We start from the raw sequence: 25,559 nt of genomic DNA on the forward strand, positions 1-25,559 counted from the left end.
TCGCCCTCACGCAGTTGCGCTTCGCTTCGTTCGTCGTGATCAACTTACGACGGGACTTGCACCCGTAGGAGTGCGCCCATGCTGGGCGCACTGAAGAAAAGGCCGGCCCCTCACGGCGCCGGCCTTCTGCTGTTCGGCTTGCGCCAATCAGTTCTTCGCCTTGTCGACCAGCTTGTTGGCCTTGATCCAGGGCATCATTTCGCGCAGCTTCTCACCGACCTGCTCGATGGGATGCTCGGCGGTCAGGCGGCGGCGGCTGATCAGCGTCGGCGCGCCGGCCTTGTTTTCCAGGATGAAGCTCTTTGCGTACTCGCCGGTCTGGATGTCCTTCAGGCACTGACGCATCGCGTTCTTGGTATCTTCGGTGACGACACGCGGACCGGTCACGTACTCGCCGTACTCGGCGTTGTTCGAGATCGAGTAGTTCATGTTCGCGATGCCGCCTTCGTAGATCAGATCCACGATGAGCTTGAGCTCGTGCAGGCACTCGAAGTAGGCCATCTCGGGGGCGTAGCCAGCCTCCGTCAGCGTCTCGAAGCCAGCCTTGATCAGCTCGACGGCGCCGCCACACAGCACGGCCTGCTCGCCGAACAGGTCGGTCTCGGTCTCTTCACGGAACGAAGTCTGGATGATGCCGGCCTTGCCGCCGCCGTTGGCCGCGGCATAGCTCAGCGCCAGATCGCGCGCCTTGCCGGTCTTGTCGGCATAGACGGCGATCAGGTGGGGCACGCCGCCACCCTGCTTGTAGGTGTTGCGCACCGTGTGACCCGGTGCCTTGGGGGCCACCATCCAGACGTCCAGGTCCTCGCGCGGCTGGACCTGGCCGTAGTGCACGTTGAAGCCGTGAGCGAACGCCAGCGAGGCGCCGTTCTTGATGTTGGGCTCAACTTCCTTCTTGTAGACGTCGGCGATCTGCTCGTCGGGCAGCAGGATCATGACCACGTCGGCCGCCTTCACGGCCTCGGCGATCTCGGCGACCTTCAGGCCTGCGCCTTCGGCCTTGGACCAGGATGCGCCGCCGCGACGAAGCGCGACGGTGACCTTGCAGCCGCTGTCATTCAGGTTCTGCGCGTGGGCGTGGCCTTGTGAGCCGTAGCCGATGATGGTGACGTTCTTGCCCTTGATCAGGCTGAGATCGGCGTCCTTGTCGTAGTAGACGTTCATGATGGGTCGCTCCAGGAAAAAACTGTGTGTTGGGGGGTGTGAAGACGGATCAGACGCGCAGGATGCGCTCGCCGCGGCCGATTCCGCTGGCGCCCGTGCGGACGGTTTCAAGGATGGCGGCGCGGTCGATCGCATCGATGAAGGCGTCGAGCTTGCCGGCATCGCCGGTCAGCTCGATCGTGTAGGTCTTCTCGGTCACGTCGATGACGCGGCCGCGGAAGATGTCTGCGGTGCGCTTGATCTCCTCGCGCTCCTTGCCGACGGCTCGGACCTTGATGAGCATCAGCTCGCGCTCGGTGTAGTTGCCCTCAGTCAGATCCACGACCTTGACGACCTCGATGAGGCGGTTGAGGTGCTTGGTGATCTGCTCGATTACTTCATCGGATCCGGTGGTCACGATGGTCATGCGCGACAGCGACGCGTCTTCCGTCGGCGCCACGGTCAGGCTCTCGATGTTGTAGCCCCGGGCGGAGAACAGGGCCACGACGCGCGACAGTGCGCCGGGCTCGTTCTCGATGAGCAATGCAATGATGTGTTTCATGAGATGTCGTCCTTCGCGCTCTTCAGTGGCCGTGGCGGTAACCACGACACCTTGGCAGCGGGTTCGAATCGTTGAAGAGAAACTACCGTTTTCGGCTGCATTCGCCTTCCGCCGTCGGCCTCGATGCGCGCGGTAACGTGCACCAAAGCCTGCGGCTTCAGCCGACTACAGGTCTTCCGAGCCCAGCAGCATTTCCGAAATGCCCTTGCCCGCCTTGACCATCGGCCAGACGTTCTCGGTTGGATCGGTACGGATATCGAGGAACACGGTGCGATCCTTCAGGCGCATAGCTTCCTTCAGCGCGCCTTCCACGTCACCCGGCTTCTCGACCAGGATGCCGACGTGGCCATAGGCTTCGGCCAACTTCACGAAGTTGGGCAGAGCATCCATGTAGCTGTGCGAGTAGCGGCCCTCGTAGTCGAGCTCCTGCCACTGGCGCACCATGCCCAGGTAACGGTTGTTCAGCGAGACTATCTTGACCGGCGTCTTGTACTGGAAGCAGGTCGACAGCTCCTGGATGCACATCTGAATGCTGCCTTCGCCAGTAATGCAGAACACGTCCGCCTCCGGCTTCGCCAGCTTGATGCCCATCGCATAGGGCAGCCCCACGCCCATGGTGCCCAGGCCGCCGGAGTTGATCCAGCGGCGCGGCTCGTCGAACTTGTAGTACTGCGCAGCCCACATCTGGTGCTGGCCGACGTCGGACGTGATGTAGGTATCGCGCCCACGAGTCAGCTGCCAGAGCTTGTCGACGACCATCTGCGGCTTGATGACCTCGTCGGAGTCCTTGTAGACCAGGCAGTCGCGGCGGCGCCATTCGTTGATCTGGCTCCACCATGCGTTGACGGCATTCACATCGGGCTTGGACTGGGCCTCCTTCAGCTGGGCGATCAGCTCCTGCAGCACGTCCTTCACGTCGCCCACGATGGGGATATCAACGCGCACACGCTTGGAGATCGACGAGGGGTCGATGTCCACGTGGATGATCTTGCGCTCCACCTGGGCAAAGTGCCTAGGGTTGCCAATGACACGGTCGTCAAAACGTGCACCCACGGCCAGCAGCACGTCGCAGTGCTGCATGGTCATGTTGGCCTCGTAGGTGCCGTGCATGCCCAGCATGCCCAGGAAGCGCGGATCGGTACCGGGCATCGCACCCAGGCCCATCAGCGTATTGGTGCAGGGGAAGCCCAGCAGGTCAACCAGTTGACGCAGTTCAGCCGCGGCTTCGCCGAGGATGACACCACCGCCGGTGTAGATGTAGGGCCGCTTGGCCTGCAGCAGCAGTTGCACGGCCTTGCGGATCTGGCCGCTGTGCCCCTTCTTGACCGGGTTGTAGGAGCGCATCTCAATGCGCTCCGGGTAGCTGAAGGTCGTCTTGGCCAACGACACATCCTTGGGGATGTCTACCACGACCGGCCCGGGACGGCCGGTGCGGGCGATGTGGAAGGCCTTCTTCAGCGTCAACGCCAGGTCGCGCACATCCTTGACGAGGAAGTTGTGCTTGACGATGGGGCGGGTGATGCCGACCGTGTCGCATTCCTGGAACGCATCCAGGCCGATCGCTGGCGTGGGAACCTGACCCGTGATGATGACCATCGGGATCGAGTCCATGTAGGCGGTCGCGATGCCGGTGATGGCATTCGTCACGCCGGGGCCCGAGGTGACCAGCGCCACCCCGACCTCGCCGGTTGCACGGGCGAAGCCGTCGGCAGCGTGAACGGCGGCCTGCTCATGGCGCACCAGCACATGCTGGATGCTCTCCTGCTTGTACAGGGCGTCGTAGATGTAGAGCACCGCGCCGCCGGGATAGCCCCAGAGGTGGCGCACCCCTTCGGCCTGCAGGCAGCGAACGAGGATCTCGGAGCCGTTGAGCTCCGCGGTGGGGGAATTGGAGGGGGAGGATTGCGGCCGCGCCAGGGCGGCGCGCTTGATTTCCGCGGCAGACATGTCCATTTTCGAACCTCTGTGAATTTCTCTAACGAAAAACCATTGGTGCTCCTCTTCTCGCCCTCGTGAGGCGGATTCGGAACCTGCGCAGTCAACCGGTGGGCCCCAGTCGGGCGGCCACGGAGAGAGCATTGACTCTTTGTGCGAACCGGTATTATGCCGAGCAAAATCGCCTGAGCCTTCGTATCAGGCGAATGCCATAATCCGCGTTGCAGCCCGGATCCGCCTTCCGCCTTGGCCACCGACAAAGAACTCAACGATTTCCTGCGCACTGTGGACCGTCGCGCCTTCAAGCGCACGGCCTACCTTGTTCGCGATGACGATGCCGCGCTGGACATCGTGCAGGACGCCATGATCAAGCTGGCCGAGAACTATTTCGATCGCCCAGCAGCAGAGCTTCCCCTGCTGTTCCAGCGCATCCTGTCGAACGCGACGATGGATCATTTCCGTCGCCAGAAGACCCGCAATGCCGTCATGACGAACATGTCGGACTTCGAGGGCGGCGACGGTGACGGTGATTTCGATCTGCTTGAGATCCTGGAAACCCGGGACGGCGCCCTAGGCGCTGCGAGCACGGCCGACGAAGTCAGCCGGGCGCAGATCTTGCAGCGCATCGAGGCGGAAGTCGAGCAATTGCCAGCGCGTCAACGCGAAGCCTTCCTGCTGCGTTACTGGGAGGAACTGGATGTAGCCGAGACCGCCTCCGTGATGGGCTGCTCGGAGGGCAGCGTGAAGACGCACTGCTCCCGAGCGGTTCATGCATTGGCGAAAGCGCTCAAGGCCAAGGGGATCACGCTATGAAGTCGCCGAATTTTTCCGTCAGGTCCGCCGAGCTGGACGCACGCCTTGATGCAAGTGTCAAGCGCTTCAGCCTGCGCGTTGCTGCAAGCCTGACCGAGCGCGGCGACGCGCTGTCCCACGACGTGACCGAGCGTCTACGCTTCGCCCGCGAGCAGGCGCTCGCCCGCGCCGCGCAGGCTCGCGCCAGTGCTGTCGCGAAAGCCAAGCCGCAGATGGCTGCCAGCCCTGTCGTGGTGCAGAACGGCTCCACATTGGCGCTGGGCGGGCCGTTCGGCCCCATGGGCGGCAAGCAAGGTCGTAGCGGCGGCCTCTGGGCCATGCTGATCTCTGCATTCCCGGTGCTGCTGCTGCTGGCCGGCCTGCTGCTGATGCAGCAAGGCCAGGAGAACGAGCAGATTGCTGCGGCTGCCGAGGTGGACACCGCGCTGCTGAGCGACAGCCTGCCCCCCGCCGCGTTCACTGACCCGGGCTTCTCGGAATTCTTGCGAGATGCGGAAGAATGACCGGATGCCCATGATTCGAGCCGCGTCGACGCTGCCCGCCCTCTTCCGTCTCTCGGTGGCCCTGCTGCTCAGCGCAGCGGGGTTTTCTGCTTTTGCGCAGGAAGGGGAAGCGGCCTCAGCGCCTGAGGTCGCCGCCAGCGCCGTCGTACCGCCCCCGCAGCCCACGCCACCCGCCGCCAAGCCGCACCCGAGGACCAAGCCAGTGCCCCCCTCGGCGCTCAGCACGCCGCCCGCCAACTGGAGCGACCTGACTGCCAAGCAGCAGGTGCTGCTGGCGCCACTTGAACGCGACTGGTCCGAGATTTCCGACACGCAGCGCAGCAAGTGGCTGAGTGCCACCCCGACACTGGCGACGATGTCCGGTGAAGAGATCAAGCGCGTGCACGACCGCATCCGCGACTGGACCTTTCTGAGCGGATCGGAGCGCCTGAACGCCCGCATCAGCTTCCAGGTTTCCAGGCAGTTGACCCCCGAGCAGAGGCAGGCTCGCTGGGAGGCCTACCAGGCTCTTCCCGCCGATGAACGCAAGGCACTGGCCGACAAAGCCATGGCCCGCCGTCAGGCGCTGGCCGAGGCGCCCGCGAGGGCAGCTGTGCCACCGACGACCCAGCCCAAGTCCCGCATCGCCCCCACGCCGCCGCGGCTGATGCCGCCAGCATTGGTGACCAGCACTCTGGTTCAGGCCAAACCCGGCGCAACAACGGTGCTCATCACGCGGGAACTCGCCCAGCCTCGAGGCCACACGACCGGTCCCGTCAGGCTATCCGACCCCAAGCTGCTAGACCCGCACACGCTGCTGCCCCTGAAGAAGGCGCCGCCCGCCTCCACGCCGCAGCCATGACGGCGCACGCCCGGATGGAAGCCGCGCCCCCAGGCCTGGCGCGGCGATTCGCAGCCTTTCTGTACGAGGGCGTGCTGCTCTTTGGCGTGCTGTTTGCCGCCGGCATCGTCATCTCCGTGTTGATGCGTCGAGTGGATGCAGTACGCGATCCCATCGGAGGCATCTTCCTTTTCATCGTGCTCGGCCTGTACTTCGTGCGCTTCTGGACGCGGACGGGCCAGACACTGGCGATGAAGACTTGGCACTTGCGCGTGGTGGACATCTCCGGTCAACCTCTGGGTGTGGGCCGCGCGGTGTTGCGCTACCTGCTGGCCTACCTGTGGTTCCTGCCTGCGCTTGTGAGCGCATGGGCGGCAGGCCTGCACAGTGGGGCAGCCATATTCGGCAGCGTGGTTGCCGGCGTGCTCGCCTATCTGCTGATCGCGCGGCTGCATCCGCAGCGACAATTCCTGCACGACGCGATCTGCGGCTCGCGTGTCATCACCCAGCTCCCGCAGCGCCCATGAGCAACCCCCACAAGGGCCGCACCGGCCTGGACCGCATCATCCACGCCGCCGGCTATTCGTGGGCCGGCCTCAAGGCCGCTTACACGGGCGAAAGCGCCTTTCGCCAGGAAACCTGGCTGTGCATCATCGCCGCGCCGCTCACGTTCTGGCTCGCCAAGACCTGGGAGCAGGCTGCGCTGCTGCTGGGCTCGCTGCTGCTGGTACTGATCGTCGAGCTGCTGAACTCCGCCGTCGAAGCGGTCGTGGATCGCGTCTCATTCGAACGGCACGAGCTGTCCAAGCGGGCCAAGGACATCGCCAGCGCCGCCGTGCTAATGGCCCTGGTGCTGGCCGGCGGCATCTGGGCCGCAGCCGTCTGGCAGCACCTGCGCTGATACGACGCCGCTGCCCTGCCGGAGACCTCGGGGGCTGCAATGGCCAAGCATCGGTTTTTTGCGAGGCATTCGCGGGGGTATCCGCTGTACATCCGCAAGGCCGAAGCCAAGGGTTGCGCCAGGCAGGATGTCGACCAATTCATCCGATGCCGACGGGCCGCGACCAGGACGGGCTGGAGCGCCGGATCGCGCAGGCCTGCGACTTCAAGACATCCTTTGATCAAGCCCCCGCACGAAATCCGGCCAGAACACGGTATGCGGCGTCCGGGTGAACGACATCGACGACCCGCTGATGCAGAAGACCCGCTACTTGAACAAACAGCTGGTCGATGAACTGACCAAGGGAAAGGCGAGGGAGAACATCCTGAAGTCGCCCATCGCCGGCTGACCGGCCTGGGCCGGCACTGGAAGGGCTTCAGACGGCGGCTTCGTCCGTCTCGCCTGTGCGGATGCGGATGACCTGCTCGACCGGCACGACGAAGATCTTGCCGTCGCCGATCTTGCCGGTCTTGGCAGCTTTCAGGATGGCATCGATGCAGCGGTCGACCTCGTCGTCCTTCACGACCACCTCCACCTTGACCTTGGGCAGGAAGTCGACGACGTACTCAGCACCACGGTACAGCTCGGTATGCCCCTTCTGTCGGCCGAAGCCCTTGACTTCGGTGACCGTCAGCCCCGAGGCGCCCACTTCGGCCAGCGCCTCGCGCACCTCGTCGAGCTTGAAGGGTTTGATGATGGCGGTGATCTGCTTCATGACGGGCTCCGGTTGACTGGTCCGAGTTTACGCACGGAATTTCGACGTGATGGGGTAACGCCAGTCCCGGCCGAAGCCGCGATGGGTGATGCGTATACCCACCGGTGCCTGACGACGCTTGTATTCGTTGATCTTGATCAGCCGGGTGACGCGCTCCACGTCCTCGGGCTTGAAACCGGCCGCAACAATTTCGGCGATGGACTGGTCTTGCTCCATGTAGCGGGCCAGGATCGCATCTAGCACCGAATACGGCGGCAGGCTGTCCTCGTCCTTCTGATCGGGGCGCAGTTCTGCCGAGGGCGGGCGGGTGATGATGCGCTCGGGAATGATCTCGCCCCCCTGGGCATTGCGCCAACGCGCGAGGCGGAAAACCAGGGTCTTGGCCACGTCCTTGATGACAGCAAAGCCGCCGGCCATATCGCCATACAGCGTGCAATAACCGGTAGCCATCTCGCTCTTGTTGCCCGTTGTGAGCACGATGCTGCCGAACTTGTTGGACAGTGCCATCAGAAGCGTGCCACGGATGCGTGCCTGGATGTTCTCCTCGGTCGCATCCAGGGGCAGCCCCTGGAACTCGCCGGCCAATGCCTCGTTGAAGGCATCGAACATGGGCACGATGCTCATTTCGTCATAGCGCACGTTGAGGCGCTCAGCCATGTCGCGGGCGTCTATCCAGGAGATATCGGCCGTGTAGGGCGAGGGCATCATCACCGCCCGGACCTTGTCGGCGCCCAGTGCGTCCACGGCGATGGCTAGCACCAGGGCCGAATCAATGCCACCGGACAGGCCCAGGATGGCTCCTGGGAAGCCGTTCTTGCCGAGGTAATCGCGCACCCCGACCACGAGGGCCTGCCAGACCTGGGCCTCCATCTCGAGCTCGGCCGCAACACACCCCCTCAAGCGGCGCGCCGCGTCGACCTCGATGACTGCCAGTGCCTCCTCAAACATCGGCGCCCGCGCGGCCAGCGTGCCGTCGGCCTGCACGGCGAAGGAGGCACCATCGAAGACCATCTCGTCCTGCCCGCCGACGAGATGGGCATAGACCAACGGCAGGCCAGAGGCACGGGCCCGCTCGGACATGCGGGTCTCCCGCTCCTCGACCTTGCCAACGTGGAAGGGCGAGGCGTTGATGACGCAGAGCAGCTCGGCGCCTGCGCTTTGGGCGGCGGCGGCCGGCTCGTCGAACCAGGCGTCCTCGCAGATCAGCAGGCCGACCTTGAGACCACGCACGTCAAAGACGACCGGCCCAAGCCCTGCGTCGCGCCCCGAGTAGAAGTAGCGGCGCTCGTCGAAAACCTGGTAATTGGGCAGCTCGCGCTTGGCATAGGTCTGTGCCACACGCCCGCCGACCAGCACCGAGGCCGCGTTCAGGCAGGGTGGCAACGACCAGCTTCGCTCGCGCACGACGCCATCATCACGCGCCAACGGGTGGCCGACGACAACCTGCAGCCCCGCGCATCCCGCCAGCTCGGTGGCGATGCGGCGCAGTTGCTCGTCGCAGCCCGCCAGGAAGGCCGGACGCAGCAGCAAGTCCTCGGGTGGATAGCCGCACAGTGCCAGCTCGGGCGTAACGAGGAGATCAACCCCAGTCGCGTGCGCTGCGCGCGCTTGGGCAATGATGCGGTCCGCATTGCCCGCCAGATCACCGACGACGACGTTCATCTGGGCCAGGGCAATCTTCAGGGGCGAGGGCATGGGCGACAGCAATTCAGATCACGAGACCGGCATTGTCATTCGGGTGGACGACTCGCCCGAAGCGTTACCCGAAAGCCACTGGGATGCCCTGCTCTCCGCCCAGGCTCGACCCACGCCCTTCATGCGCCTGGCCTACCTGCGTGCCCTGCACTCCAGCGGCAGCGCCGTCACGACCACCGGCTGGCAACCGCAGTTCGTCTCGCTGTGGCGCGGCGACACGCTGCTGGCGGCCTGCCCGGCTTGGCTGAAGTCGCACAGCTATGGCGAATACGTGTTCGATTGGGCCTGGGCCGAGGCCTACCACCGTCATGGACTGAGCTACTACCCCAAGCTGTTGGTGGCCGTGCCCTTCACGCCAGTGCCGGGCAGCAGGCTGCTGGCCGTGGACGGCCAGGCGCGGGCAATGTTGGCCCAGGCCTTGCGTGCACTGACTCGGGAGACCGAGGCCTCGTCACTGCACGTGCTGTTCGGTGACGATGCTGATCAGGCGGCGCTGGCTGCCGCCGGCTGCATGGCCCGCAGCGGCGTGCAGTTCCACTGGACTGCCGACGGCGACGCCGACTTCACTGACTTTCTCGCCCGGCTGCAGCGCGACAAGCGCAAGAAGATCCAGCAGGAGCAGCGCCGTGTGCGCGACGCGGGCATCGTCTTCGAAGCCCGACTCGGCTGCGACATCGGGCCCGAAGACTGGGACTACTTCTACCGCTGCTACTGCCAGACCTACCGCGAGCACCGCAGCACGCCATACCTCAGCCGCGACTTCTTCACTCGCATGGCCGGCGACATGCCCGGGCATTGGTTGATGTTCACGGCACTGCGCAGAACCGGCGAGGGCCGTGAGCGCGTCGCCGCCTCCCTGATCGCGCTGGACCCCGAACGCCGCGCAGCCTTCGGCCGCTACTGGGGCGCGACCGAGCACATCCCCAACCTGCACTTCGACGCCTGCTACTACCAGCCGCTGGCCTGGTGCATCGCCCACCGCTACGAGCGCTTCGAAGGTGGCGCCCAGGGCGAGCACAAGATGGCCCGCGGCCTCATGCCTACGCCGACCGCATCAAGCCACTGGCTTGCCCACCCGTCCTTCGCTGACGCGGTAGGAGATTTCCTGGTCCGCGAGGGCGAGGCGATGTCGGGCTACATCGACGAACTGGGCGAACACGTTCCCTTCAAAACAAGAAACGCCGCGGATGCGGCGTCTTGAGTGGGGAGCGGGGACCGTTCAGGCCTTGTAGTTGGCCATGCCCTCGGTGATCTCGCGCTTGGCGGCGTCCACGCCTTCCCAGCCCTTGACCTTGACCCACTTGCCCTTCTCCAGATCCTTGTAATGCTCGAAGAAGTGCTGGATGGCCGCACGGCGGGCGGGGTTCACGTCCTCGATCTTCTGCCAGTGGTCGTACATCGGCAGGATCTTGCTAGTCGGCACGGCAAGCAGCTTGGCATCGCCGCCGGCCTCGTCGTCCATCATCAGCACGCCTAGCGGGCGGCAGGTCACGACGACGCCTGGCGTCAGCGCGAAGGGGGTGATGACCAGCACGTCCACCGGGTCCCCGTCATCGGCCAGCGTCCTGGGGATATAGCCGTAGTTGCAGGGGTAGTACATCGGCGTGGTCAGGAAGCGGTCGACGAACAACGCGCCCGACTCCTTGTCGACCTCGTACTTGATCGGGTCAGCATTCATCGGGATTTCGATGATGACATTGAACTCGTCGGGCGCCTTGGCGCCGGGGGTCACGTTGTGCAGGCTCATGGTCGTCGTTCTAGGGGTCAAGGAAAACCCGCATTCTAGTTTTATGGGTAAACGCTCCCCTTACACGCCGAGGCCCGCCCTTAAGCTCCGCCGCGCAGGCCCCCGCAGCCCGCGTGGGCCCACAAAGATCACACGCACCTGAGGAGACGAATACATGTCGACGGAGATGGCGCTGTATTTCGCGCTGGCTTGTGGCCTCGCGGCCGTTCTTTATGGCTTCATTCAACGAAGCTGGATCCTGAGTCAGGACGCGGGCAATGCCCGCATGCAGGAGATTGCTGCGGCGATCCAGCAGGGTGCCGCCGCCTACCTGGGCCGGCAATACCGCACTATCGGCATGGTCGGCGTCGTGCTGGCCATCGCCATCGCGGTATCGGGCCTGGGGCGGACGACGGCCATCGGCTTCGTCGTGGGTGCGGTGCTCTCTGGCATCTGCGGCTTCATCGGCATGAACATCTCGGTGCGCGCCAACGTGCGCACCGCACAGGCGGCTTCCAAGGGCATCGGCCCGGCGCTGGACGTGGCCTTCAAGGGCGGCGCCATTACCGGCATGCTGGTGGTGGGCCTAGGCCTGCTGGGCGTGGGAGGCTTCTACCTGGCCATCGGCGGCGGGCATGACAGCGCGGCGCTGAAGCCCATGCTCGGCCTGGCGTTCGGCTCCTCCCTGATCTCCATCTTCGCCCGCCTGGGCGGCGGCATCTTCACCAAAGGCGCCGACGTGGGCGCCGACCTGGTCGGCAAGGTGGAGGCTGGCATCCCCGAAGACGATCCGCGCAACCCGGCCGTCATCGCCGACAACGTGGGCGACAACGTCGGCGACTGCGCCGGCATGGCGGCCGACCTGTTCGAGACCTACGCCGTCACGCTGATCGCTGCGATGGCACTAGGTGCGCTGATGGTCACGGGTTCCAGCGCCATGGCTGGCGTGGTCTATCCGCTGGCCCTCGGCGGCGTGTCCATCATCGCCTCCATCATCGGCTGCTTCTTCGTGAAGGCCAGCCCCGGCATGAAGAACGTGATGCCGGCGCTGTACAAGGGCCTGATCGTGGCCGGCGTGCTGAGCCTGATCGCCTTCTTCTTCGTCACCCGGGCCATGTTCCCCGGCACCATCGAACTGGCCGGCGGCGCCACGACCAACGCGATGGCCCTGTTCGGCGCATGTGCCGTGGGCCTGGTGCTGACGGCCGCCATGGTCTGGATCACCGAGTACTACACCGGCACCCAGTACCACCCTGTGCAGCACGTGGCGCAGGCCTCCACCACCGGCCATGGCACCAACGTCATCGCCGGTCTTGGCGTGTCGATGAAGTCGACCGCATGGCCGGTGCTGTTCGTCTGTGCAGCCATCTATTCGGCCTACATGATGGCCGGCTTGTACGGCATCGCAGTTGCCGCAACCTCCATGCTGAGCATGGCCGGCATCATCGTGGCGCTGGACGCCTACGGCCCCATCACCGACAACGCTGGCGGCATCGCGGAGATGAGTGAGCTGCCCGATAGCGTGCGCGACGTCACCGACCCGCTCGACGCCGTGGGCAACACCACCAAGGCCGTTACCAAGGGTTATGCCATCGGCTCGGCAGGTCTGGCTGCACTGGTGCTGTTCGCCGACTACACGCACGCGCTGGAGTCACGCGGCATGCACGTGCGATTCGACTTGTCGGACCACTACGTCATCCTGGGCCTGTTCATCGGTGGCCTGATTCCCTATCTGTTCGGCGCCATGGCGATGGAGGCCGTCGGCCGCGCGGCAGGCGCTGTGGTTGTCGAGGTGCGCAAGCAATTCGCCGACGGCGCCATCATGGCCGGCCAACGCAAGCCGGACTACAGCGCCGCCGTAGACATGCTGACCACCGCGGCCATCAAGGAAATGATCGTGCCGTCGCTGCTGCCGGTGGCCGCGCCCATCATCGTGGGCATGGTGCTGGGCCCGGCGGCGCTGGGCGGCTTGCTGATGGGCACCATCGTGACCGGCCTGTTCGTGGGCATTTCCATGTGCACGGGCGGAGGCGCATGGGACAACGCCAAGAAGCTGATCGAGGAAGGCTTCAAGGATGACAAGGGCGTGGAGCACCGCAAGGGCAGCGAGGCGCACAAGGCAGCCGTCACAGGCGACACGGTGGGGGACCCCTACAAGGACACCGCCGGCCCAGCCGTGAACCCGCTGATCAAGATCATCAACATCGTGGCGCTGTTGATCGTGCCATTGCTGCCCATGGCGGCCGGGAGCCAGGCGCCGACGCCGACCCAGGCCAGCGCCACTGCGGCGATACCGGCCGACGCTGCTGCCAGCATGAGCGAGGCTCCGGCCTCGGCAGCATCTCAGCCATAACCGGGTAAATCCGGTACTCAACGGCCCGGGAAGTCGGACTTCCCGGGCCGTTTCCGCATCTGGCGCAGGCAGAATTGCGCTCCATGGCGAGCATGGCGATCACGAGGCACGAGCTGACGCGACGGCGCGAACAACTGCAGGACCTGCAGCGCTACCTCGCGGTGCTAGAGGCCGACCACGACGGAGCTCGCGCCAAGCTGCTGGGTTTTCGCCAACGCTACCTCGAAGCCCTCGGCCCGCTGATGCGCGAACTCGATGAGCTGGAGGACCAGCTGCACCAGGCCACGGCGCTGTTGTCCGAAGCACTGAGGCGCCAGGGCGTGGAAGCCCCGGTGTCGACCTCGCCGCGGGCCAAGGCTTGGCCCGACGTCCCCGCCCTGCCGAATGCGACGCCGCTGCCGCCCGAACCGACGGGCCCGACGACCGATCTGCCGCCCCCCAGCCTGAAGACGCTGTACCGGCGTGCGGCCATGCGCTTTCACCCCGACTTGGCGCCTTCCGGTCCGGAACGCGAAGTCTGCGAGCAGCGCATGATGATCGTCAACGACGCCTATGCCAGCGGCGACCGCTCAAGGTTGGAAGCATTGCTGCTCGCTGCCGGGGAGTTGCCTGAGAAGGTCATTGGCGGTCCCGCCGATGCCGTCCGGGCCTGGCTGGGCCTGTGCGAGCACATGGTGCAAGGCCGCATCCGCGTCGTCCAGGCACAGACGGCCATGCTGCAAGCCCAGCAGATGCACGAGCTGCGCATCGCCGTCGAACGGGCCGAAGCGGGCGGTATGCGCCCGCTGGACATCATGGCCGCGCGGCTGCGCGCGCAGATTGCCGAGCGTCGCCAGGAGCTTTACATCGGCGAACGCGTAGGTGGCGATGTAGGGCTGGCGGCGGATTTCCTGCGCAAGCGCCATCAGCGCCTGGCTTGAGCGCCGCGCTCGCTTGCCGTCACTGTTCGCCGTTGGTGACCTCTGGGTCGTCGCTCGGGTAGAGGGTCTTGACGGTGCCGCGATCGGAGAAAATCAGGACCACGCCCTTGGTCACGGTCGACGTCGTGGGCATGCTCACGCTGACCGCACCGGACACGGCAGCGCTGAAGTTGTGGTCAGTCATCACGGCTTCATGGCCCAAGGTCTTGTAGGCGGCACCGAGCAAAGCCAGTTCGGAGCCGTCGGCCTCCGCAATCTCGCAGGCCGAGTCCGTCGGCTGAATCACCAGTCGACTGCCCGTCACGGGATCCTTGCCCTGCGGATCCTTGAAATAGCTGCAGGCCGCATACAGGCCATTGGTCTGGGCTTTGACGTAGTAGGTCGTGGTCATGGCTGGAAAGTTGAGTGACGACAGCCACGAAAGCTAACAGCTGTTTCCAGCAGCACTGCAACGATCAAGGGCTCGATGCTGGCCTCTCGCGGAAATTCGCCACATCTCGGCGCACGCCGTCAGGCTCGCAGGCGGCCGCGCCCTGCCAGACGGCGGTCACCAGCGGGTCGGCCGAGACCAGGTCGCGCAACAGGTCCAGGTCGGCCCGCACCAGCTCGCAGCTACGTCGGTCCGGCCTAGAAGCACCGGTGGCACCACGCAGGAGCGCGTCATCGATCTTGGCCAGCGCCCGGGCCAGGCGGAGCTGCCCGGGGCGGGAAGCGAGGGCCTCGCGCAGACGCCCCCTCACTTCTTCGACCTGTGCGAGCGCCGTCGCTCGGGTCGCCGGCGAGGCTGCCGTCAGTGTCAGCAGTGCCCAGCGGGCACGATCGGGCAGACGGCGCACCTTTGCGGCAGCGCCGCCGGCCTGCTCAAGCTGATCTAGCTGATGTCCCAGCGCGGGCAGCAACGACTGCAACTGCGCCACAGGTGGCGGAGCCACTTCCAGAGCCAAGAGTCGCGTGATCAGGGCTTCACTGGGCCAGACGCGGTTGGTCGCATCCCGCGCGATCAGTTCGGCAAACCGGGCCTGCGCCACGCGCAGGGCTTCGGTCGCCTCGGCAGGCCGGCCCAGCGCGGACAGGGTTTCGGCCAGCCAACGGTTCAGAATGGCTTCCCGGTTCGCGGCCGGGGCATCTGCCGGCCGGGCGCGACGCTGGGGCGCCAGCACGTCCAGAGCCTCCCGGAAGGTCGCCAACGCCGGCTCCAACTCGCCTCGCCACAACCTGGCCTGCCCTAGCCAACTGAGGCTGCCAGCCAGGTCGGACAGCGCCTGGTCGCGCTTGTCGCCAGGCATGGCAGGCAGGGCGCGGCGCTTCAGGCCGATGGACTCCTCGAACGCCCGGGCAGCGTCCGCCAGTCGCCCCCCCTCCAGCGCCAAGACACCCAGGTTGGTATGCGCGTAGGACAGCTCCATCATGGCCTCTTGGTCCTCCGGGGCCTGCACCAGCCACGCCTGACTGAATCCCCGATAGTCTTCCCAGGCCTTCTGGGCCGCGCCGAACTCGCGCTGCAAGCTGTGGACCTGCCCGATCCAGAAGGCTGCCGCACCCTGCGCCTTGCGCCAGGCCGCCGTCAGCCCAGCATCTGGTGGCTCGCCGGCCAGCAGTTGCCGCGCCGCATTCAGCGGCTCAAGCGCCGCCGCTAGCTCACGGCGGGTGACGCGGACTTCGCCTACGACTGTCAAGGCCTTGGCGCGGTTCAGGCGCTCGCCGGCCTGCGCTGGTGCGTCCGCAGCCAGGTGGTTGAGCGCGCGGCTGCCGATGCTGTCCAACAGCTCCAGGCGGCCAATGGGTCTCAACTTGTCGGCGAACTCGCCCAACATGAAGCTCAGCAAATCTTCCGCCTGCAGTCGACGCGCCTGGGCCTGCTGCTCCGCGGCTTCGGCCCGTCGCGCCTGGATCACGCTGACGGCCGTCAGTCCCAGCAGCACGACCACAGAGAGGGAACCGGCCGCCACGGCCCAGCGGTTCCGTCTCACGAAACGTCCCAGTACATAGAGTCCGCTGTCCGGCCGCGCGCCAATGGGCTCGTGGGCCAGCCAGCGCTGCAGATCGTCCGCCAAGGCCTGGGCATTGACGTAGCGCTCGGCCGGCTGCTTCTTCAGCGCCTTGGCAACGATGGTGTCCAGGTCGCCACGCAGTTGGCGTGCCTGTCGGGTCAACTGGGGGTCATCGCCCTGCCGTGCCGCTTCCGAAAGCCGGCGCGGCACCTGCTCGACGACGGCTTTGAGCAGATCCAGCCGCATCTGCGTGTCTGCAGCCGTCGGGTGACCGCCGCCCAGCAACTGGTAGAACAACACGCCCAGCGCATAGACGTCGGTCGCCGTCGTCACTTCCGACTGCTGCACCTGTTCCGGTGCGGCGTACTGCGGCGTGTAAGCATGGCCTGCCAGTTGCGTCAGCTCGGTATGCGCAGCGCCCTGCCCTGCGTCATCCAGCAGCTTGGCAATACCAAAGTCCAGCAGCTTCACCTCGCCATTGCGGGTGACCAAGATGTTGCTGGGCTTGAGGTCACGGTGCAGGATGAGGTGGGCATGCGCATGGCCGACGGCGGCCAGTACGTCGAGGAAGAGACGCACCCGGGCTTCGATATCCAAACCCTGCTCGCGGCAGTAGGCATCGATGGGCTGGCCGTCCACATACTCCAACACCAGATAGGGCTGCCCCTGCTGGACGCCAGCATCCAGCAGCCGCGCGATATGTGGATGGGACAGGCGCGCAAGGATCTGCCCCTCGCGTGCAAACCGGCCGGCGTCACCCGCGGCGAACAGCCCGGCACGCAGGAACTTCACCGCCACGCGGCCCTCGAAGCGGCCGTCCGCGCGCTGCGCCGTCCAGACGCTGCCCATGCCACCCTGGCCAAGCTCGCGCTCCAGCTGGTAGGGGCCAATCGCCATGCCCGCCGTCACGACGCCCTCGTCGAGCTGCAGGGCCTCGGCCACCGGACGCTCCAGGAAGCCCTCGTCGCTCAACGCTTGCTCCTGCGTCAGCAAGGCGCGCAACTCGGCGGCCAGCGCCGCGTCCTGGGCAGCCAGCGCGTCCAGGTGCAGCGCCCGATCGGCGGCATCCAGGTCCAGTAGGTCATCCAGCAGCGGGCTAAGGGCCAGCCAGCGTTCCTTGTTCGGTGGTGTCATGTCTTCAGGCTCATCGCGAGGAACAGCCTGGCCTTCTGCCAGTCGCGCTGCACGGTGCGCTCGGTGACACCCAAGGCCTGGGCGATCTCCTGCTCCAGCATGCCGCCGAAGTAGCGCATCTCCACGACCTGGGCCAGGCGAGGCTCCAGCGCCGCCAACTCGTCCAGCGCCTCGTGGACGCGCAGCACGTGATCCTCGTCCTGAGGCGCCAGCTCGGCAACGATCGTGTTCAGGGTCAGCGCCTGCACGCCGCCGCCGCGCCGCTCGGCCCGCCGCGCCCGCACGAGGTCGATGACCACGCTGCGCATGGCCCGCGCGATATAGGCCAGAAAGTGGTGACGGTCCGGGAAATCGACGCCTGGGATGCGGTCCAGGCGCATCCAGGCCTCATGCACCAGGGCCTGGGTGTCCAGCAGGGTGAGCTCCCCAGAGCGGCGCATATGGCTGCCCGCCAGTCGCCGCAGGTCTGCGTACAGCCTGGCCGCGACCTGGTCCGCCGCGGCCCTGTCGCCGGCCTGGGCTGCCCTCAGCAGTTGGGTGATCTCTTGCACTGGACGCACTCTAACGGCCATCACCGGCAGGGCGGACATGGCAAACGCGTCCCGGCACGTGTCTCGGAACTTTTTTTCTTCCCCAATGTCGGGTTGGCACGCGCGGCTCCGTTCCACCAATTGAAGGCCTGTGTGGCCAATGCTTTTGGAACAGCCATGTCCGTCACCTATCTCAATCCACAAGATGCCTTCTCCAGCGACCGCGACAGCTACACGCCGGGGCTGCCGCGGGTGGAATCGCTGCCCGAGCTTGCATCCCATCTGTCGCGAAGGCTGGCCCGCTGCCGGCGCGCCGGTGAGCAGTTGGCCATGTTGTGGATTGAACTCGAACCGTTGCCCTCGCCAGCCGCCGAGGTCGGTGACGTGACAGAAGAGCTCATGCGCATGGCAAGCCTGCGTGTACGCAACAGGGTGCGCAGCACCGATGAGGTGATCCAGGTCGGGGAGCAAGGCTTCGCGGTTCTGTTGCCTGGCGCAGGCAACATGGCCGCCGAGATCGTGGCTCTCAGGCTCAGGCAGACCCTCGCGGGCACCTACGAGCTCGAGGGTCAGCTAACCTACCTGGCAGTGGCCGCAGGCCAGGCCGTGTTCCCGGAAGGGGGCTCCACGGGTACCGAGCTGACCCAGACCGCGCAACGCAACCTGGCGATGCAGCAGGGGGCTTGAGCTCTGCGGCAGGCTGACGCGGGGCAGTCCACGGGGTTCGCTGGGACCTGCGACCTCCCTCGTCCTACACCTCCAGCCATTCCTTGCGGATGTAGGCATTGGCGCGCAGTTCGGCCGGGCTGCCCTCAAAGACGATGCGGCCATGGCCCATCACGTAGCAGCGCTCAGAGATCTCCAGTGCGATGGCCAGCTTCTGCTCGACCAGCAGCACGGCGATGCCACGCTCCTTCAGCGCCTTCAGGTATTCGGCCACCAGCTCGACGATCTTGGGGGCCAACCCCTCAGTGGGTTCGTCGATCATGATGAGGTCGGGGTCACCCATCAGCGTGCGACAGAGCGTAAGCATCTGCTGCTCACCTCCAGAGAGCACACCGGCCTCTGTGTGCTGACGTTCCTTGAGCCGCGGGAACATGCGGTACATGTCGTCGAAGCTCCAGCGCGGATTCTTGTTTCTGGTCTTTTCGCCCAGCATCAGGTTCTGGTGCACCGTCAGCTTGGGAAAAATATCCCGGTTCTCTGGCACATAGCCCAGGCCCATGTGGGCGATCTCGTAGGCCTCGCGACCCACCAGCTCCTGCCCGCCCCAGAGCACCGAGCCCTTGGCATCGACCTGGCCCATGATGGTCTTGACAGTCGTCGAGCGGCCAGCGCCGTTGCGGCCCAGCAGGCTGACGATCTCGCCCGGCCTGACCTCCATGCTCACGCCGTGCAGCACATGGCTCTTGCCATAGAAGGCGTGGACGTTGTCCAGCTTGAGGAGTCGCCCTGTCATGATTGCCCCTCGCCTTGCAGGCAAGCCACGCGTTCCCCCAACGGGGCTCGCGTCGGCTCGGAAACGGCCCAGCTCTCGGCGCTCATGCCGCTGCCGCCTGCTGTTCGGCCAGCACCGAGCCGAGGTAGGCCTCCTGCACACGTGCGTTCGCGCGCACCGCATCAGGCGTGTCGAAGGCGATGACCTCGCCATAAACCAGCACGGCGATCTTGTCGGCCAGACCGAACACGACGCCCATGTCGTGCTCCACGGTCAGCAGCGTCTTGCCCACGGTCACGTCGCGGATCAGCTGGATGAACCGTTTGGTCTCGCTCTTGCTCATGCCGGCCGTGGGCTCGTCCAGGAGGATGACGCTAGAGCCGCCGGCGATGGTGATGCCAATCTCCAGCGCCCTCGCCTCGGCATAGGTGAGGTTCATGGCCAGCACGTCGCGGCGCTTGTCGAGCTTGATCATCTCGAGGATGTGCTCGGCGCGGTCGTTGGCATCGTCCAGGTCGGCGAGGAATTTCCAGAACGCGTAGCGGTGGCCAAGGCTCCACAACACTGCGCAGCGGATGTTCTCGAACACCGACAGCCGCGTGAACAGGTTGGACACCTGGAAGCTGCGCGACAGGCCTTGCCTGTTGATCTCGAAGGGCTTGCGGCCGTCAATGCGCTGGCCATGCAGGTGAATCTCGCCCGAGGTCGGCGCGAAACGGCCACTGATCAGGTTGAACAGCGTGCTTTTTCCTGCGCCATTGGGTCCGATGATGGCAATACGCTCGCCGGCCTGAACGGCCAGGTTGGCGCCGCGGATGATCTCGCTCTTGCCGAAGCTCTTGCGCACATCGCGCAATTCAAGCGCAAAGCTCACAGCGCTTCCCTCCGCTTGATTTCCTTCTCGATGTCTTCCTGGATTTCGCCCCACTCGTGCACGTACTGGCGGCGTACGAGCTCGAACAGCGCGGCCCCCACGACGATCAGGAAGCCCGCGCCAAACCAGGCATCCAGGCCGGCGCTGTTCAGCGTCGCACCCATGAAGCGCAGCTCCGGGCCGAGGGCCTCATTGAGTTGGCGGTGATAGACCATCTCGATCATCGTCGCCGCGCCCACCAGGGCGGCCAGGGCCGTGCCCGCCAGCGCGAGATAGGACGTCCAGAGCTGCTTCAGCTTGCCAAAGGCCGCCACGCGCAGGTTCATCAGGATCAAGCTGGCGAAGCCCCCCGGCGCATACATGACCATGAAGAGGAAGATGAGGCCCAGGTACAGCAGCCAGGCCTTGGTCAACTCCGACAGCAGCACGCCGCAGAACACCATCAGCACCGCACCGATGATGGGGCCGAAGAAAAAGGTCGCTCCGCCCAGGAAGGTGAACAGCAGGTAGGCACCGGAGCGCGTCGCGTGCAGCACCTCGCCGTTGACGATCTCGGTGTTGATTGCGCCCAGCCCGCCCGCGACGCCGGCGAAGAAACCGGAGATCGTGAACGCCATGAAGCGCACCCAGTGCGTGTTGTAGCCGACGAACTCGACGCGCTCCGGGTTGTCGCGCACGGCGTTGAGCATGCGCCCCAGCGGTGTGCGCGTCAGCGCAAACATAGCCGCCGTGCAGATGAAGCAGTAGACGGCGACAAGGTAGTAGACCTGGATCTGCGGTCCGAACGTGATACCCAGCACCGGCTGGCCGATAACCCGGTTGCTGGACACTCCGCCCTCACCGCCCGAGAACTCCGGCAGCATCAGCGCCAGCGCGAAGACCAGTTCGCCAATGCCTAGCGTGATCATCGCGAACGGCGTGCCAGCCTTCTTCGTGGACACATAGCCCAGCAGCGCCGCGCACACTAGGCCCGCGACACCGCCGATGAGTGGGATCAGGCTGACGGGCAGGCCCAGCGTGCCGGCCCCCGCCATGTTCAACGCATGAATGGCGAGGAAGGCACCCATGCCGCTGTACACGGCATGACCGAAGCTCAGCATCCCTCCCTGCCCCAGCAGGATGTTGTAGGCCAGGCAGGCTATGACGCCAATACCCATCTGGGTAAGCATGGTCTGGGCCAGCCCGCTGGTCCAGATGCGCGGCGCCACCAGCAGGGCCAAGGCGAACAGCCCCCAGATGAACCAACGCCCGACGTTGAGCGGCTTGAAGTGGAATTCCTTGGCCTTCATCAGTCCTCCCGGGTCCCCAAGAGGCCCTTGGGCCGGAAGATCAGGATCAGCACCATCAGCAAGTAGGGCAGGATCTGGGCAACGTCCTTCAGCGCCAGGCGCAACACCGGGTAGCCGGGCGTGTCAGGCGTTACGGTTATGCCCAGGGATGTCAGCGCCGAGGCGAGCGAGGCATCCACCGTCAGCGGAAGCGTCTGCAGCAGGCCGATGACCAGCGAGCCGACGAAGGCGCCAGCCAGTGAACCGATGCCGCCCACCACCACGACCACGAAGATGATGGAGCCGACGATGACCGCCATGTTGGGCTCGGTCACGAAGGTGATGCCGCCAATGACGCCGGCGAGCGCCGCTAGCGCGCAGCCACTGCCGAACACCAGCATCAGCACGCGTGGCACGTTGTGCCCGAGCGCCTCGACCATCTCCGGATGAGTCAGCGAGGCCTGGATGACCAGACCCACGCGGGTGCGCGTCAGCAGCAGCCATAGGCCCATCAACATCAGCAACGCGACCAGCATCATGAAGGCGCGCGTCAGCGGGAAGGTGGAACACAGCGCCGCCGTGCACAGTTCCGGTGCTGCCTTGCCGAGCGCAAAGGACAGGCCCTGCGTCGGCGAAGAAATGATGGTGAAGGCCGAGCCCTGCAACGCCTCCGGCGGAGTGAAGGGCACGGCCGTGCGGCCCCACACCAGTTGCACCAGCTCCAGGATCACGTAGGACAAGCCGAATGTAATCAGCAGCTCCGGCACATGACCGAACTTGTGCACGCGGCGCAGCGCCAGCCGCTCGAACGCCGCGCCCATCATCCCGACGATGAGCGGCGCCAACAGCAACGCCGGCCAGAAGCCGACGATGCCCACCAGCGAGTAGGCGACGTAGGCACCCACCATGTAGAAGCTCGCATGCGCGAAGTTCAACACGCCCATCATGCTGAAGATCAGCGTCAGGCCCGAGCTGAGCATGAACAGCAGCAGTCCGGACGACAGGCCGTTCAGCAGGTTGATGAAGACTTGATCCAAGGCGGGGCCGGTGAAGGGGTTGGCCAGGAGATCGCGCCGCCCGTCAAGGGCGGCGCGATCGGGTCAGGGGCAGCGGCGGTCAGCCAGGCCGCTTCATCTGGCAGGACGTCGGCGTCGACGAAACGTAGCTCTCGAACTGCTTCACCGGCGCCAGCGTCATGCCCGTCTTCTCGGGGCTGTAGGGGTACTTCGCGTCGGCTTTCTGCCATACCGAGATGAACAGGGCCTGCTGCAGCTGGTGGTCGGCCTTGCGCATGGTCACTTCGCCGTTGAAGCTCTTGACCGTCAGGCCTTCAAGCGCCGCGGCGACCTTGACCGGATCGGTGGACTTGGCGTTGGCCATGGCTTGGCTCAGCATCGTGTAGATGTGATACACGCTGAGCGTGTACATGTCGTCACCGAACTTCTTGTTGAACTCCTCGACGTTCTTCTGCGACTCGCCACCCATGTTGTAGTGGCTGTATGCCACCTGAAAGACGCGGCCCGCGCCACCGGTACCCAGCGCCGTGGGCGTGCCGGTCACGCCGGTGTAGTACGTGAAGAACTTGCCGTTGTAGCCGGCCTCGTTGGCAGCCTTGACGAGCAGGGCCAGGTCCGATCCCCAATTGCCCGTGATGACGGTGTCGGCGCCGCTCGCCTTGATCTTGGCCACGTAGGGCGCGAAGTCACGCACCTGCGCCAGTGGGTGCAGGTCCTCGCCGACGATCTGGATGTCAGGGCGCTTGCGTGCCAGCGTCTCCTTGGCGTACTTGGCGACCTGGTGGCCGTGGGCGTAGTTCTGGTTCAGCAGGAAGACCTTCTTGACGTCGGGCTGGTCCTTGATGAAGGAGGACATTGCTTCCATCTTCATGGACGTGTCGGCATCAAAGCGGAAGTGCCAGTAGCTGCACTTGCTGTTGGTCAGGTCGGGGTCTACCGCCGAATAGTTCAGGTAGACGATCTCCTTGCCGGGGTTGCGCTCGTTGTGCTTTTGCACTGCATCGGCCAGCGCCAGCGCGACGCTGGAGCCGTTGCCCTGCATAACGTAGCGGATGCCCTGATCGGCCGCGGCCTTCAGCAGGTTCAGGGACTCGGCCGGGCTCAACTTGTTGTCGAAGGGCACGACCTCGAACTTCACGCCAGCCGGGTTGCTCTTGTTGAACTTCTCACCGAGGAATTGGAAGGTCTTGACCTGGTTCTGGCCCACCGGCCCCATCAGGCCGGAGAGTGCGTCAATGTAGGCCAGCTTGACCGTCTCGCCCTTCTGCGCCTGGGCTGCACCGGCGGTCAGCGCGAGTGCCGCGGCAGCCGCCAGCGCGATGCGCGAGGGGAAGCGGGCCGAAGTGATGTCGAACATGCTTGTCTCCTGGGTGGTGGTTCTGGTGTAGACGGAAGTTAATGCAGCCGGGCCGCGCCCCGGTCCCGGGCTTTCCCGCGCCGTTCAGGCGGTGGGTAGCTTGTGGTTCAGAAACTGGTCGCGCAGCTTGAGCTTCTGCACTTTGCCTGTGGCCGTGTGCGGAATCTCGGCAACGAAAGCCACGTCGTCGGGGATCTGCCACTTCGCGATGCGCCCCTCGTAGAAAGCAAGCAGTTCCTCGCGCGTCAGCGCCGCATCGGGCTTCTTCACAACGACCAGCAACGGCCTCTCGTCCCATTTGGGATGCTTGGCCGCAATGACGGCAGCCTCATGCACGGCCGGATGGGCCATCGCGATGTTCTCGAGGTCGATGGAGCTGATCCATTCGCCGCCGGACTTGATGACGTCCTTGCTGCGATCGGTGATCTGCATGAAACCGTCTGCGTCGATCGTGGCCACGTCGCCGGTGGGAAACCAGCCCGGCTCGCCGTCCACGCTGACCAGCGGCGACTCGTCGTGATTGAAGTACTTCGAGATGACCCAGTGGCCGCGCACGACCAGATTGCCGGAGGCCTGCCCGTCCCAGGGCAGCGAGCGGCCGTCGTCGTCGATGATGGCCATGTCCACGCCGTAGATGACGCGGCCCTGTTTTTCCAGCAGGCGCTGCTGCTGCTCGTGCGGAAGGCCCAGCTGACGCGTCGTCAACTTGGACAGCGTGCCCAGAGGCGACATCTCCGTCATGCCCCAGGCATGGATGACCTCCACGCCGAAGTCCTCCTGCAACGACTTCATCATCGCTGGCGGGCAGGCCGAGCCGCCAATGACCGTGCGCTTGAAGGTGGAGAACTTGAGGCTGTTGGCCTTGACATGGTTCAACAGGCCCAGCCACACGGTGGGCACACCAGCACTGAAAGACACCTTCTCATGCTCGAACAGCTCGTACAGGCTCTTGCCGTCAAGGTGCGGCCCTGGCAGCACCAGCTTGAAGCCCACAAGCGCGGCGCTGTACGGCAGCCCCCACGCGTTGACGTGGAACATGGGCACGACAGGCAGCACCACGTCGCGGCTGGAGCAGTCCATCGCATCCGGCAAGGCCGCCGCATAGGCATGCAGCACCGTCGAGCGATGGCTGTAGACGGCCCCCTTGGGGTTGCCCGTGGTGCCGGAGGTATAGCAGATGCTGGATGCGGTGTTCTCGTCGAACCGCGGCCACTCGTAGTGGCCGTCCTCGGCGTCCAGCAGGTCGTCAAAACACAGCAAGCCGGGGATGCCCGTGGCGGCCGGCATGTGGGCGCGCGAGGTCATCAGCACGAAGTGCTGGACGCTTTTCAGCAGCGGCGCGACCTTCTCGACCAGCGGCAGGAAAGTCGCGTCGAAACAGAGGACGCGGTCCGCCGCGTCGTTTGCGATCCAGACGATCTGCTCGGGGAACAGGCGCGGATTGATCGTGTGGCACACCAGGCCGGAACCCGAGGTGCCGTAGTAAATCTCAAGATGGCGGTGGCCGTTCCAGGCCAGCGTGCCGACGCGATCGCCGGGTTGCATCCCCAGACGCGCAAAGGCCTGCGCGGCCTGGCGCGAGCGGCGCGCCACTTCGCGCCAGTTACTGCGGTGCAGGTCGCCCTCGACCCGCTTGCTGACGATCTCGGTCTCGCCCGAATGCCGCTCGGCGTGCTTCAGCAACGACGAGATCAGCAGCGGGTCCGACATCATTCGGCCCATCAATGCCATGGTTGTCTCCTGGCGGTCTTATCGACCCAGTCTAGCCCCCACCCCGAACCCCAACCGTCACAACGGTGACCCTCGCCCCCCGGGGAAACACCCAG

Annotated in this window: 25 protein-coding genes; 10 read left to right on the top strand and 15 right to left on the bottom strand. The window is 65.4% G+C overall.

Annotated features, from left to right (window positions below):
• Nucleotides 1-147: 147 nt before the first annotated feature.
• The 3 genes from ilvC to QM732_RS15635 all read right to left on the bottom strand — a co-directional run bounded on the left by ilvC (nt 148) and on the right by QM732_RS15635 (nt 3,658).
• A complete protein-coding gene (gene ilvC, locus QM732_RS15625) occupies nt 148-1,164 on the bottom strand; it encodes a ketol-acid reductoisomerase (RefSeq protein WP_415657028.1) in 1,017 nt (338 codons plus the stop codon).
• 49 nt (nt 1,165-1,213) lie between these two features.
• Nucleotides 1,214-1,705, bottom strand: coding sequence for an acetolactate synthase small subunit (gene ilvN / locus QM732_RS15630; RefSeq protein ID WP_415657029.1), 492 nt, complete (start codon nt 1,703-1,705; stop codon nt 1,214-1,216).
• 165 nt (nt 1,706-1,870) lie between these two features.
• On the bottom strand, nt 1,871-3,658 hold the full coding sequence (locus QM732_RS15635; protein WP_415657030.1) for an acetolactate synthase 3 catalytic subunit: 1,788 nt from the start codon (nt 3,656-3,658) through the stop codon (nt 1,871-1,873).
• Between the two features lie 228 nt (nt 3,659-3,886).
• Here QM732_RS15635 and QM732_RS15640 point away from each other — a divergent pair, with 228 nt between their 5' ends.
• From QM732_RS15640 to QM732_RS15665, 6 genes are all read left to right on the top strand, one after another.
• Complete coding sequence (locus tag QM732_RS15640) at nt 3,887-4,453, top strand: RNA polymerase sigma factor (protein ID WP_415657031.1); 567 nt, start codon at nt 3,887-3,889, stop codon at nt 4,451-4,453.
• Nucleotides 4,450-4,956 carry a DUF3619 family protein gene (locus QM732_RS15645; RefSeq protein WP_415657032.1) on the top strand — a complete coding sequence of 169 codons (507 nt, stop codon included), beginning with the start codon at nt 4,450-4,452 and terminating at the stop codon, nt 4,954-4,956. The genes QM732_RS15640 and QM732_RS15645 overlap by 4 nt, the downstream gene beginning before the upstream one ends.
• A gap of 4 nt (nt 4,957-4,960) precedes the next feature.
• Entirely contained in the window at nt 4,961-5,797 is an 837-nt protein-coding gene (locus QM732_RS15650) for a DUF3106 domain-containing protein (RefSeq protein WP_415657033.1), read from the top strand.
• Entirely contained in the window at nt 5,794-6,303 is a 510-nt protein-coding gene (locus QM732_RS15655) for an RDD family protein (RefSeq protein WP_415657034.1), read from the top strand. Before QM732_RS15650 ends, QM732_RS15655 begins: the two co-directional genes overlap by 4 nt.
• Nucleotides 6,300-6,677, top strand: a complete 378-nt coding sequence (locus QM732_RS15660; RefSeq protein WP_415657035.1) for a diacylglycerol kinase — start codon at nt 6,300-6,302, stop codon at nt 6,675-6,677. The genes QM732_RS15655 and QM732_RS15660 overlap by 4 nt, the downstream gene beginning before the upstream one ends.
• A gap of 268 nt (nt 6,678-6,945) precedes the next feature.
• The gene (locus tag QM732_RS15665) at nt 6,946-7,065 is read left to right on the top strand and encodes a DUF2200 family protein (RefSeq protein WP_415657036.1); all 120 of its coding nucleotides are present in this window, start codon (nt 6,946-6,948) and stop codon (nt 7,063-7,065) included.
• A gap of 27 nt (nt 7,066-7,092) precedes the next feature.
• On the opposite strand, the gene QM732_RS15670 is transcribed toward QM732_RS15665, so the two are convergent.
• The gene (locus tag QM732_RS15670) at nt 7,093-7,431 is read right to left on the bottom strand and encodes a P-II family nitrogen regulator (RefSeq protein WP_268151514.1); all 339 of its coding nucleotides are present in this window, start codon (nt 7,429-7,431) and stop codon (nt 7,093-7,095) included.
• Between the two features lie 27 nt (nt 7,432-7,458).
• A complete protein-coding gene (locus tag QM732_RS15675; protein WP_415657037.1) occupies nt 7,459-9,126 on the bottom strand; it encodes an NAD+ synthase in 1,668 nt (555 codons plus the stop codon).
• Between QM732_RS15675 and QM732_RS15680 the strand changes: the two genes are divergently transcribed.
• Nucleotides 9,125-10,327, top strand: coding sequence for a GNAT family N-acetyltransferase (locus tag QM732_RS15680; protein WP_415657038.1), 1,203 nt, complete (start codon nt 9,125-9,127; stop codon nt 10,325-10,327). The two genes, QM732_RS15675 and QM732_RS15680, sit on opposite strands and share 2 nt — an antisense overlap.
• 18 nt (nt 10,328-10,345) lie before the next feature.
• Here QM732_RS15680 and ppa read toward each other — a convergent pair whose 3' ends face one another.
• The gene (gene ppa / locus QM732_RS15685) at nt 10,346-10,873 is read right to left on the bottom strand and encodes an inorganic diphosphatase (protein WP_415657039.1); all 528 of its coding nucleotides are present in this window, start codon (nt 10,871-10,873) and stop codon (nt 10,346-10,348) included.
• A gap of 154 nt (nt 10,874-11,027) precedes the next feature.
• On the opposite strand from ppa, the gene QM732_RS15690 reads away from it, so the two are divergent.
• Together QM732_RS15690 and QM732_RS15695 are read left to right on the top strand one after the other, a co-directional pair.
• Nucleotides 11,028-13,205, top strand: coding sequence for a sodium-translocating pyrophosphatase (locus tag QM732_RS15690; protein WP_415657040.1), 2,178 nt, complete (start codon nt 11,028-11,030; stop codon nt 13,203-13,205).
• 92 nt (nt 13,206-13,297) lie between these two features.
• Nucleotides 13,298-14,125, top strand: coding sequence for a hypothetical protein (locus QM732_RS15695; RefSeq protein ID WP_415657041.1), 828 nt, complete (start codon nt 13,298-13,300; stop codon nt 14,123-14,125).
• Nucleotides 14,126-14,144: 19 nt separating this feature from the next.
• Here QM732_RS15695 and QM732_RS15700 read toward each other — a convergent pair whose 3' ends face one another.
• The 3 genes from QM732_RS15700 to QM732_RS15710 all read right to left on the bottom strand — a co-directional run bounded on the left by QM732_RS15700 (nt 14,145) and on the right by QM732_RS15710 (nt 17,801).
• Nucleotides 14,145-14,516 carry a hypothetical protein gene (locus QM732_RS15700; protein WP_415657042.1) on the bottom strand — a complete coding sequence of 124 codons (372 nt, stop codon included), beginning with the start codon at nt 14,514-14,516 and terminating at the stop codon, nt 14,145-14,147.
• Nucleotides 14,517-14,580: 64 nt separating this feature from the next.
• Entirely contained in the window at nt 14,581-17,250 is a 2,670-nt protein-coding gene (locus tag QM732_RS15705; protein ID WP_415657043.1) for a protein kinase domain-containing protein, read from the bottom strand.
• Nucleotides 17,247-17,801 carry an ECF-type sigma factor gene (locus QM732_RS15710; RefSeq protein ID WP_415657044.1) on the bottom strand — a complete coding sequence of 185 codons (555 nt, stop codon included), beginning with the start codon at nt 17,799-17,801 and terminating at the stop codon, nt 17,247-17,249. Before QM732_RS15710 ends, QM732_RS15705 begins: the two co-directional genes overlap by 4 nt.
• 156 nt (nt 17,802-17,957) lie before the next feature.
• On the opposite strand from QM732_RS15710, the gene QM732_RS15715 reads away from it, so the two are divergent.
• Complete coding sequence (locus QM732_RS15715; RefSeq protein ID WP_415657045.1) at nt 17,958-18,467, top strand: diguanylate cyclase domain-containing protein; 510 nt, start codon at nt 17,958-17,960, stop codon at nt 18,465-18,467.
• Nucleotides 18,468-18,531: 64 nt separating this feature from the next.
• On the opposite strand, the gene QM732_RS15720 is transcribed toward QM732_RS15715, so the two are convergent.
• From QM732_RS15720 to QM732_RS15745, 6 genes are all read right to left on the bottom strand, one after another.
• Nucleotides 18,532-19,239 carry an ABC transporter ATP-binding protein gene (locus tag QM732_RS15720; RefSeq protein ID WP_415657046.1) on the bottom strand — a complete coding sequence of 236 codons (708 nt, stop codon included), beginning with the start codon at nt 19,237-19,239 and terminating at the stop codon, nt 18,532-18,534.
• Between the two features lie 82 nt (nt 19,240-19,321).
• Nucleotides 19,322-20,092 (bottom strand): ABC transporter ATP-binding protein, encoded by a 771-nt coding sequence (locus QM732_RS15725; RefSeq protein WP_415657047.1) that lies wholly within the window; start codon nt 20,090-20,092, stop codon nt 19,322-19,324.
• Nucleotides 20,089-21,381, bottom strand: a complete 1,293-nt coding sequence (locus QM732_RS15730; protein WP_415657048.1) for a branched-chain amino acid ABC transporter permease — start codon at nt 21,379-21,381, stop codon at nt 20,089-20,091. Before QM732_RS15730 ends, QM732_RS15725 begins: the two co-directional genes overlap by 4 nt.
• Nucleotides 21,381-22,340, bottom strand: coding sequence for a branched-chain amino acid ABC transporter permease (locus tag QM732_RS15735; RefSeq protein ID WP_415659395.1), 960 nt, complete (start codon nt 22,338-22,340; stop codon nt 21,381-21,383). Before QM732_RS15735 ends, QM732_RS15730 begins: the two co-directional genes overlap by 1 nt.
• A 136-nt stretch (nt 22,341-22,476) precedes the next feature.
• Nucleotides 22,477-23,733, bottom strand: coding sequence for a branched-chain amino acid ABC transporter substrate-binding protein (locus tag QM732_RS15740; protein ID WP_415657049.1), 1,257 nt, complete (start codon nt 23,731-23,733; stop codon nt 22,477-22,479).
• An 84-nt stretch (nt 23,734-23,817) separates the two neighbouring features.
• Nucleotides 23,818-25,464, bottom strand: a complete 1,647-nt coding sequence (locus QM732_RS15745) for a 3-(methylthio)propionyl-CoA ligase (protein WP_415657050.1) — start codon at nt 25,462-25,464, stop codon at nt 23,818-23,820.
• Nucleotides 25,465-25,559 lie beyond the last annotated feature (95 nt).

Origin of the sequence: Roseateles sp. (genome assembly GCF_047654805.1) — a bacterium.
GTDB lineage: Bacteria > Pseudomonadota > Gammaproteobacteria > Burkholderiales > Burkholderiaceae_C > Pelomonas.

Coding starts and splice junctions, on each gene's coding strand:
- ilvC (WP_415657028.1), bottom strand. CDS start 1,164: ATGAACGTCTACTACGACAAGGACGCCGATCTCAGCCTGATCAAGGGC.
- ilvN (WP_415657029.1), bottom strand. CDS start 1,705: ATGAAACACATCATTGCATTGCTCATCGAGAACGAGCCCGGCGCACTG.
- QM732_RS15635 (WP_415657030.1), bottom strand. CDS start 3,658: ATGGACATGTCTGCCGCGGAAATCAAGCGCGCCGCCCTGGCGCGGCCG.
- QM732_RS15645 (WP_415657032.1), top strand. CDS start 4,450: ATGAAGTCGCCGAATTTTTCCGTCAGGTCCGCCGAGCTGGACGCACGC.
- QM732_RS15650 (WP_415657033.1), top strand. CDS start 4,961: ATGCCCATGATTCGAGCCGCGTCGACGCTGCCCGCCCTCTTCCGTCTC.
- QM732_RS15655 (WP_415657034.1), top strand. CDS start 5,794: ATGACGGCGCACGCCCGGATGGAAGCCGCGCCCCCAGGCCTGGCGCGG.
- QM732_RS15660 (WP_415657035.1), top strand. CDS start 6,300: ATGAGCAACCCCCACAAGGGCCGCACCGGCCTGGACCGCATCATCCAC.
- QM732_RS15670 (WP_268151514.1), bottom strand. CDS start 7,431: ATGAAGCAGATCACCGCCATCATCAAACCCTTCAAGCTCGACGAGGTG.
- QM732_RS15680 (WP_415657038.1), top strand. CDS start 9,125: ATGGGCGACAGCAATTCAGATCACGAGACCGGCATTGTCATTCGGGTG.
- QM732_RS15675 (WP_415657037.1), bottom strand. CDS start 9,126: ATGCCCTCGCCCCTGAAGATTGCCCTGGCCCAGATGAACGTCGTCGTC.
- ppa (WP_415657039.1), bottom strand. CDS start 10,873: ATGAGCCTGCACAACGTGACCCCCGGCGCCAAGGCGCCCGACGAGTTC.
- QM732_RS15690 (WP_415657040.1), top strand. CDS start 11,028: ATGTCGACGGAGATGGCGCTGTATTTCGCGCTGGCTTGTGGCCTCGCG.
- QM732_RS15695 (WP_415657041.1), top strand. CDS start 13,298: ATGGCGATCACGAGGCACGAGCTGACGCGACGGCGCGAACAACTGCAG.
- QM732_RS15700 (WP_415657042.1), bottom strand. CDS start 14,516: ATGACCACGACCTACTACGTCAAAGCCCAGACCAATGGCCTGTATGCG.
- QM732_RS15705 (WP_415657043.1), bottom strand. CDS start 17,250: ATGACACCACCGAACAAGGAACGCTGGCTGGCCCTTAGCCCGCTGCTG.
- QM732_RS15715 (WP_415657045.1), top strand. CDS start 17,958: ATGTCCGTCACCTATCTCAATCCACAAGATGCCTTCTCCAGCGACCGC.
- QM732_RS15720 (WP_415657046.1), bottom strand. CDS start 19,239: ATGACAGGGCGACTCCTCAAGCTGGACAACGTCCACGCCTTCTATGGC.
- QM732_RS15730 (WP_415657048.1), bottom strand. CDS start 21,381: ATGAAGGCCAAGGAATTCCACTTCAAGCCGCTCAACGTCGGGCGTTGG.
- QM732_RS15735 (WP_415659395.1), bottom strand. CDS start 22,340: ATGCTCAGCTCGGGCCTGACGCTGATCTTCAGCATGATGGGCGTGTTG.
- QM732_RS15740 (WP_415657049.1), bottom strand. CDS start 23,733: ATGTTCGACATCACTTCGGCCCGCTTCCCCTCGCGCATCGCGCTGGCG.
- QM732_RS15745 (WP_415657050.1), bottom strand. CDS start 25,464: ATGGCATTGATGGGCCGAATGATGTCGGACCCGCTGCTGATCTCGTCG.